General features: G+C 46.6%; 11 protein-coding genes. All 11 read right to left on the bottom strand.

The window, feature by feature from the left end; genetic code table 11:
* Positions 1 to 206: 206 nt before the first annotated feature.
* Entirely contained in the window at positions 207 to 1,418 is a 1,212-nt protein-coding gene (locus tag VXK47_RS20260; RefSeq protein WP_435550603.1) for an outer membrane beta-barrel domain-containing protein, read from the bottom strand.
* A 244-nt stretch (positions 1,419 to 1,662) separates the two neighbouring features.
* Complete coding sequence (locus tag VXK47_RS20255; RefSeq protein ID WP_435550602.1) at positions 1,663 to 2,214, bottom strand: phospholipase D-like domain-containing protein; 552 nt, start codon at positions 2,212 to 2,214, stop codon at positions 1,663 to 1,665.
* Positions 2,215 to 2,346: 132 nt separating this feature from the next.
* The gene (locus VXK47_RS20250; protein ID WP_435550601.1) at positions 2,347 to 3,102 is read right to left on the bottom strand and encodes a BON domain-containing protein; all 756 of its coding nucleotides are present in this window, start codon (positions 3,100 to 3,102) and stop codon (positions 2,347 to 2,349) included.
* A 148-nt stretch (positions 3,103 to 3,250) separates the two neighbouring features.
* Positions 3,251 to 3,430: a CsbD family protein gene (locus VXK47_RS20245; protein ID WP_435550600.1), complete on the bottom strand. Its 180-nt coding sequence runs from the start codon at positions 3,428 to 3,430 to the stop codon at positions 3,251 to 3,253.
* Positions 3,431 to 3,509: 79 nt separating this feature from the next.
* Entirely contained in the window at positions 3,510 to 4,016 is a 507-nt protein-coding gene (locus tag VXK47_RS20240; RefSeq protein ID WP_435550599.1) for a DUF1207 domain-containing protein, read from the bottom strand.
* 7 nt (positions 4,017 to 4,023) lie between these two features.
* Positions 4,024 to 4,320 (bottom strand): coiled coil domain-containing protein, encoded by a 297-nt coding sequence (locus tag VXK47_RS20235; protein ID WP_435550598.1) that lies wholly within the window; start codon positions 4,318 to 4,320, stop codon positions 4,024 to 4,026.
* Positions 4,321 to 4,345: 25 nt separating this feature from the next.
* A complete protein-coding gene (locus VXK47_RS20230) occupies positions 4,346 to 4,585 on the bottom strand; it encodes a DUF3185 domain-containing protein (RefSeq protein ID WP_435550597.1) in 240 nt (79 codons plus the stop codon).
* A gap of 54 nt (positions 4,586 to 4,639) precedes the next feature.
* Positions 4,640 to 4,786, bottom strand: a complete 147-nt coding sequence (locus VXK47_RS20225; RefSeq protein WP_435550596.1) for a lmo0937 family membrane protein — start codon at positions 4,784 to 4,786, stop codon at positions 4,640 to 4,642.
* 168 nt (positions 4,787 to 4,954) lie between these two features.
* Positions 4,955 to 5,887, bottom strand: a complete 933-nt coding sequence (locus VXK47_RS20220) for an OmpA family protein (protein ID WP_435550595.1) — start codon at positions 5,885 to 5,887, stop codon at positions 4,955 to 4,957.
* 35 nt (positions 5,888 to 5,922) lie between these two features.
* The gene (locus VXK47_RS20215) at positions 5,923 to 6,288 is read right to left on the bottom strand and encodes a hypothetical protein (RefSeq protein ID WP_435550594.1); all 366 of its coding nucleotides are present in this window, start codon (positions 6,286 to 6,288) and stop codon (positions 5,923 to 5,925) included.
* Between the two features lie 294 nt (positions 6,289 to 6,582).
* A complete protein-coding gene (locus tag VXK47_RS20210; protein WP_435550593.1) occupies positions 6,583 to 7,002 on the bottom strand; it encodes a TolC family protein in 420 nt (139 codons plus the stop codon).
* Between the last annotated feature and the right edge of the window lie 252 nt (positions 7,003 to 7,254).

Genomic DNA, 7,254 nt, shown 5'->3' with positions numbered 1-7,254 from the left:
GTGCGCTGAGAAAAGATGGTTACGTCTCCACTGCCCTGAACGATTGGCTGAAGTAATTAAAGGAGTCAAATTTGTGAATGGAATTGAAAAAAAATGGATCGCCGCCTAATTATTCCATACACAACTCTTGACTATAACTCCTTTGCTTCGCGCACAATGGCAAGTTCTTCAATGGACTTTTTCAAGTCCATTGAAGAATGTTAGAGTTAATAGATAGGCTTTAATTCAACCCTGCGGTTTTTTGCCATTCCTTCTTCAGTATCATTAGGTGCAGCCGGAACGGAATATCCATATCCTTTGGCTGTAAGCTTTGAACGAACCACACCTTTACCTGCAAGATATTCCAAAACCGATTTAGCCCTGTTTTCAGAAAGCTTCTGATTGTATTTTTCAGTTCCACGGCTATCGGTATGTCCCTGAATTTCCAGTTTCATATCCGGGTTCTTTTTAATAATGCCTACTACATTATCTAAAACCGGAAAATATTGAGATACTATGTTCCATTTTTCCGTATCAAAATATACTCCTGCGAGTACCCAGCATCCCCTGGAATCAACACTGGCGCCTTTTGGTGTGTCCGGACATTTGTCCAGATAATCATATACTCCATCACCGTCAGTATCTAACGGACAGCCATCAGCATCAACCTTTACGCCTTTTGGAGTATCGGGACATTTGTCCAGATAATCATATACTCCGTCGCCGTCAGTATCCAATGGGCATCCATCGGCATCAACCTTTACGCCTTTCGGGGTATCGGGACATTTATCCAGAGAGTCATATACGCCATCGCCGTCCGTATCTACGTCTTCTTCAACTTTTTCAGCAACAGCGGGTGCTTCTTTTACTTCGCTTACAGGTTCAATTTTGGGTGTTTCCTTTTCACCTCCGAATAAAAATGATAAACCCACTGTGCATAATAAATTGTTATTTGATTCATTCAAAGGAATAACGTGCCTTACATCTCCCCGTAATGCGATATTGTCTGTGAGAAAGTATTTTAATCCGGCTCCGTAATTAACTAAAAAATTGTTGCCAGTATCTCCATCGGCTGGATTTAATGTAATTCCTCCGGCACCTGCTGCAAGATAAGGAACTAGTTTTCCGAAGTTTGTTATGTTGTATATGCCATCCATTTTATAAAGATAGCCGCTTACCGATGAATCACTATAACCTTTGCGGTCGGAATCGATGTAATTAAATGATCCCTCAATTCCCCAGTTTTTGGTTAAGTCATAACCAAGATTTATACCGGGTGTGATTCCATCATCCAGTTTCTGGTTTCCTTCAAAAACGTACCAGCCGATATTTGGTGTAATTGTAAATGCACCTTTACGATCTTCGGCAAAACTTAAAGTCATAAATAAGGTTAGTAATAAGAAAACAGAAATTGTCAGCGTTAAAAAAGTTTTTTTCATTTAATTCCTCCTTAATTGATAATATGTTAATAGATAAAAACGCTTACCAGCAAATAGCCTGCCATTGCCGGAAGTAGAAGTATAAATTTGGATTCATCCTTTAATAACATGGGGTTGGATTAACAGAAGAGAGCAGCCTAAAAGATTGAAACGATTCATTTGCCTCAATATTTGGCGGAACCTCAATATGTTGATGGATATGCGGCCCCGTTCTTGCCGTGATGAATCCACCGTTTACAAAATATTACAACCATCGGACGAATAAATTTACAAACCACTCCCTGACCCTGGGCAACAAAGGTCTTTTTTCCCACTCATTCCATTGAATCTGCCTGGAATGAGCAAGGTCTTTTACAAACATCTTCTCCATTTCGGCGGCAAACTCCTTGCTCAGGATAACCGCATTTACCTCATCATTGTTTAATAAGCTCAAAAAGTCCATGTTGGTTGAACCGACTGTTGACCAAACATTGTCAATTACCGCTGTTTTCGCGTGCAGCAGGGAAGTGTTGCGCTCGTAAATCTTCACTCCCGATTTCAAAAGCCCGGAGTAATAACACCTCTGTGCATGTAATGCCAACTGAGAATCGGTGATCCCGGGAAGAATGATCTTTACGTCAACACCGCGCTTAGCAGCATCAGTAAGGGCCTTTGCTATCTGGTCGTCAGGGAAAAAAAGGAATTCGGCATATGAATCGAATGTTCTGCAAAAGTGATGGCCGACATATACACAATAAAAGGAATCCTGTTGGTCTGTCCCGGGGTGCTGCCGATCACTCGCATCAGGGTATTGCACCCTTAGTTGCAGAGGCGCTGCTTTTTCTTTAAAACTTAAAACATAACCTATTTACTTCCTTCCCACTGCCGGCTATTGCATCACCGTGCCAGCCGGCAGCGATCATACAGTTTCTTTGGTCTTGGGATAGGGCTACCCGATGGTCATATGGTTATTTACACTCTTCACACCGTTTACGTCATTGACAAACTTGGTGGCCAGATCCTTTTCGGCTGCATTTTTCGCCTTGCCGGACAAGGTAACAACACCGTTCTTCGTGGTTACCGAGGTTTTGAGAGCGCTGGTCGAGCGATGATAGAGCAGCGTCATCTTCACCTGAGCGGTGATGGAAGCATCATCAATCTTTTGGCCTGCCGTTTCTGTTTTTTTCGGGGTCTTTGCCACTTTCATTTCATTTTTTACTTCTTTAACCCCATCGACATCCTTGGCATATTCGGTCGTCAGATCCTTTTGCGCCTGGCTGGTTGCTTCGCCCTGCAGGGTGACGATTCCGTCTTTAGTGCTAACTTCTGTCATGGCACTCACGTTCCGATTAAACAGGAGCATAGTTTTCAATTTCGTTGTGATCCATGTATCAGATTTTTCAGCAGGGTGTTCCCCTTTTACTTCCAGACCATTGTTCACACTCTTAACACCGGGCAAGCTCGCCACGGTCTCATTTGCTAATGATTTGTGGGATTCTTCCGAGACAGTTCCCGTTAAGCTCACAACCCCATCCACGGACTTGATTTTAATATCATCAGCCTTAAGGTAGGTCTTGAATACATACGACTCCCTGGCGGATGATTCGATACGGCTGTCCATTTTCGATGCGTGCACAGGCACGCTGAGCGCCAGCAGAGCCGCCGCCACTACCATCATTACTGATAATTTATACATTGTTTTCATTTGTACGTTCTCCTTTTTTGGTGTTACTGTTGTTTTTTGAACACTTTTACTCCGAAGACCTCATGCCTTTCGGAGTTATGGTTGTGGTGAATCAGGCAACTGCAACCGGGAACACAAGAATTTACGGGTGCATGATGCGCCGTTTTCACTACTTTCCTAAAACCTTCTTGACCTGACCGATTTTTTCCTGAACTTCACCGGCTATCTTCTCGCCGGTACCTTCGGCTTCCAAATCCGGGTTATCGCTTAATTTCCCAGCGATCTCCTTGATCTTGCCTTTAACCTGGTGCATCTTGCCTTCTGCGTTGTCTTTTGTGCTTGATTTCATGATATTTCTCCTGTTTGATTAATGATTCGTTTGACCTCAATATTTGGCCGAACCTCAACATGTTGATGTTGATGGATGTTCAGAATCCAAGAGACACCCCCAAGCCAAAGTATTCAACCTTATTGTTGTAAAACTGGCCGTGCGGACCAAATCCATTGTACCACTCGGCCATGAGGCGCAGGCGACGCTGCCCCGGGTTGGGATGTCCGAACTCGAGGCCGGCCTTCACTCTGGTATCGATGGCCCGGTTATTCTCTTCCAGGCTCTTCATGTCCACCCCGCCAATTGGCCTGCCGTTCCATAAAAGGGGCTTGCTGCCTAAATACTCGATCCCCCAGTGAGCGAGCTCTGATGATAAATGCGGAAGCGAAGCGAATTGTCGCCACGCCGGTAGGTTACGGGAATGCCAATGGTATAATCCGCGTTGATAAGGTCGAAGGATAGAGGCAATATAACCGGTCAGAAATTCATCGCCGGTCCCGTCAGCAGCCACCGCAGGAAGAGATTGGAAAAGAAGCATGATACAGAGAGAGGCGGCGCACAAAAGTCCGGTAACATTGAGACAGGAGGTGATATGCAACAGCATGGTTACTTTATTCTCCTTTGAACTTTGAGGCCGCACTGTGAAAGGCCGCCTTGACTTCATCCCAGGCCTTTTCTGCGCCTGTCTTCAGGTTTTCCCATGCCTCATCTCCGGCGGTTTTTAACTCGTTCAGCTTTGTTGCGGCCTCATCTTGCTTTTGCTGCAGTGCTTCGATGATTTTGTAGTATTCGATCTTCGCCTCGGCCTTGCTCTTACCAGCCTTGGCTTTGAGCAGATCGATTTGAGCTTTCCATTCATCCAACTGCGCATCGAGCTTTTCTTCGTACGCTTTTCGTTTATCCTTCATAGCAACCCCCTCAAAGTTTCAAAGTTTAAATATTTTGCTTCCCATCAGCCCTTTTTGTTTCGAATAACCGCAATACAATGCCGCTCACGAGCGCAACAGCTCCCACAAGCGGCGGAAGAGGAAATGTTTTTGTCTTCTCAGCAGTCACCTGGAGAGGACCTATATCGACAACTTTCTCTCTGGTCGTGTAGGTGATGCCCTGATACGCAAAGGCCACAACCCCAACAACAATGAGTATGATGCCTAACAGTGTATTCGTTTTCATTTTAATCCTTCTTTCCATCCTTCAATCTGGCTGGATAAAAACCTTTCTTTATCACTAAGATTTTCGCCCCTGAATAACATTTACCAGTACCATTATAATGGCAATTACCAGCAGGATGTGAATGAACCCTCCCATAGTGTAACTGCTCACCAATCCTGCCAGCCACAGAACTATCAGTATTACAGCAATTGTCCACAACATTGAATCCTCCTTTCCGTCTTGACGAAGAGCCCAGGAGTGCGCCGCATCGCGCTAAACTCCTGGGCTGTGAATCAGTCTGTGATTATTTCAGGTGGAGCGTACCGAGCCTTCGACTTGATTCCGGTTCATGTGTTTCTACTTTCCAGCCTGCAGGCTGGGTGTCTGCTATTAACGTTCGATGACGATCTCGACGCGGCGGTTGTTGGCGCGCCCCTCTGGTGAAGTATTGTCGGCGATCGGGCTGCCTTCGCCCTTTCCGCGTGCCTGGATGCGGTCTGCTGGGTAGCCTTTCTGTACGAGGTAATCACGTACCGCGTCGGCCCGACGTTGCGAGAGACCCTGGTTGTAAGACTCGGAGCCAATTGAATCGGTATGTCCCTCCACGATGAGGTTGCGTGCGGGGATCGAAAGCAACGCTTTGGCAACCTGGTCAAGCTTTACCTGTGCAGAGGGCAACAAGGTTGACTTGGCGGATTGAAAAAGGACGCCACCGGAGAGCGTGACGACCAGTCCGCGTTCCTCTTCCTTGACAGCGGCGAGTTTTGCGAGTTCAGCCTGAGCAGCAGCCGTTCGCATCTCTGAGTCGAACAAATTCTGCTTCCCCTGCTCTACGATCTCGGCTTGTTGGTTCCGGAACTCGGCATCCGATTTGTCTTTAACTTCCTTGACCGTGGCGAGCTTGTCGAGTTCAGCCCGTGCTGCAGTTGTCTTCATCTCGGAGTCGCTTAAATTCTGCTTGCCCTGCTTTACGATCTCGGTTTGTTGGTCCCGGAACTCGGCATTTGATTTGTTTTTGACTTCCTTGTTGGCGGCCATAGCGCCAAGCACTCCCGCCTGTTCAGATTTGCGCTGGGCAACGTAAGCAAGGTCTTTTGTTGTGTGCGAATCGGGTTCGTCTATAAATGACTGTTCCGCTACGGCGAGCGCCTCATGCGCCTTGTGTAATTCCGCCGGTGCGAATTGCTCCGCTGGGCCTTCGCTTGCTTGCCGGTAGGCCGAACGAGCGTTTACGAGTTCATTTGGCGCCACGCTAGCGCAGCCGGTGAAAAGCGCGATGGACGCAACGAACGTGACTATGGTAAATATTTGCAGCGTTTTCATTAAAGCCTCCTTTTAGGTTTTGATTAGGTCATGGATCATGGGTTGTCTTTCCGGAGTTGGCGCACACGTTCCACTGCTGCCATGGCTTCCGACTTCTCGGCATTCCCGTGGGACAGTACGATGGCCAGCTCGGCGTCGGCTTCGGAGCGCGTCAGCATAGACTCGGCCTTCTCCTTCTCACCTTTCGCGGACAGCCCCTTGGCGAGTTCCAGTTCCTCCTTTGCCAGTTGCAAATAAAGCGAGGCTTGCGGTATTTTGGCCGCCCCGGCCTCCTCGGCAGCGCTGATCCCTGATGTTGACGCCTCTGTGCGTAGCGGGGCGTTTGAGCATCCCGAAACGATTGCGGCAGCCATAACGGCCACGGTGAACATCAAAATACGGATCTTGGATACATGTCTCATTTAGTCCTCCTTTTGTATTGAATACGTGGTTGTCTCATTGAATCCTCCTTGTTTTTTCAACTGATAAATATAAGTCTCTTTAATCTCTCTTTGTCTTTGTGTCTTTGTCTTTGAGCACTTTGAGCACGGCTATAATCCAATCCGGCTATTTCTATTGCTTCTCCTAATGTAACAGCAAGCAAATAGTCTGCCAATAGCCGAATAAAAATTATAAGTTCGGATTCATACTTTAATAACATTGGGTTATATTAACAGGAGACAAGGGCGAAAAAGTATTAAATGATTCGTTTGGCCTCAATATTTGGTGGAACCACAGCATATTGAGGTATTCTCTGAGCTCATAGCGGAAGTAGCTTTCCAACCCGCTCCCAGCGCCTTGATGAGCGATACACTTGCAGCAAGTCTTTGCCCGTTTAGTTTAACCACATTTTGTTTGTGGGTTAACTCAGCTACCTGAGCAACAATAACGTCGAGATATTGTTCAACGCCGGATTTGTAGCGGTTATTCGAGATATTCAGCATGCGTTTTGCGGATTCCAAAGCGGCATTTTCTTTATCAAGCTGTTGAGCAAGCAATTGCTGGGCGGCCAGTTGATCCTCCACATCCTGGAAGGCTGTGAGCACGGTCTGACGATACATGGCCACCGTACCATCGTAAGCGGCAAATGCAGAGGCCAGTTGAGCGCTGTTGCGGCCACCTGGAGATATAATCAAAAGTTGTGTTTAGGGAGATAGGTGGTGTATCCATCGGTTGATTGTTACCGAGGCAATTAACCGACCAAAAAAAAGGAAAGGATACACACACCATGAATAACGATAATGTAATTATAATCTAAAGTTTCACCGAAATGATGCATGGTTTACTCACGCGACCATCCGTAACAGCGCGTCCACGAAAGATTTTCGGGAGAGTTTCTGGTTTTTGTTGCAAACGGCATTAAAATCATCAGCCAACGCGGCCTTGGC

It is taken from the genome of Desulfobacterium sp. N47 (assembly GCF_051233685.1).
Lineage (GTDB): Bacteria > Desulfobacterota > Desulfobacteria > Desulfobacterales > RPRI01 > RPRI01.
The sequence above is the reverse complement of the archived record's forward strand: the minus strand, read 5'-3'. Positions and strand labels throughout refer to the sequence as shown.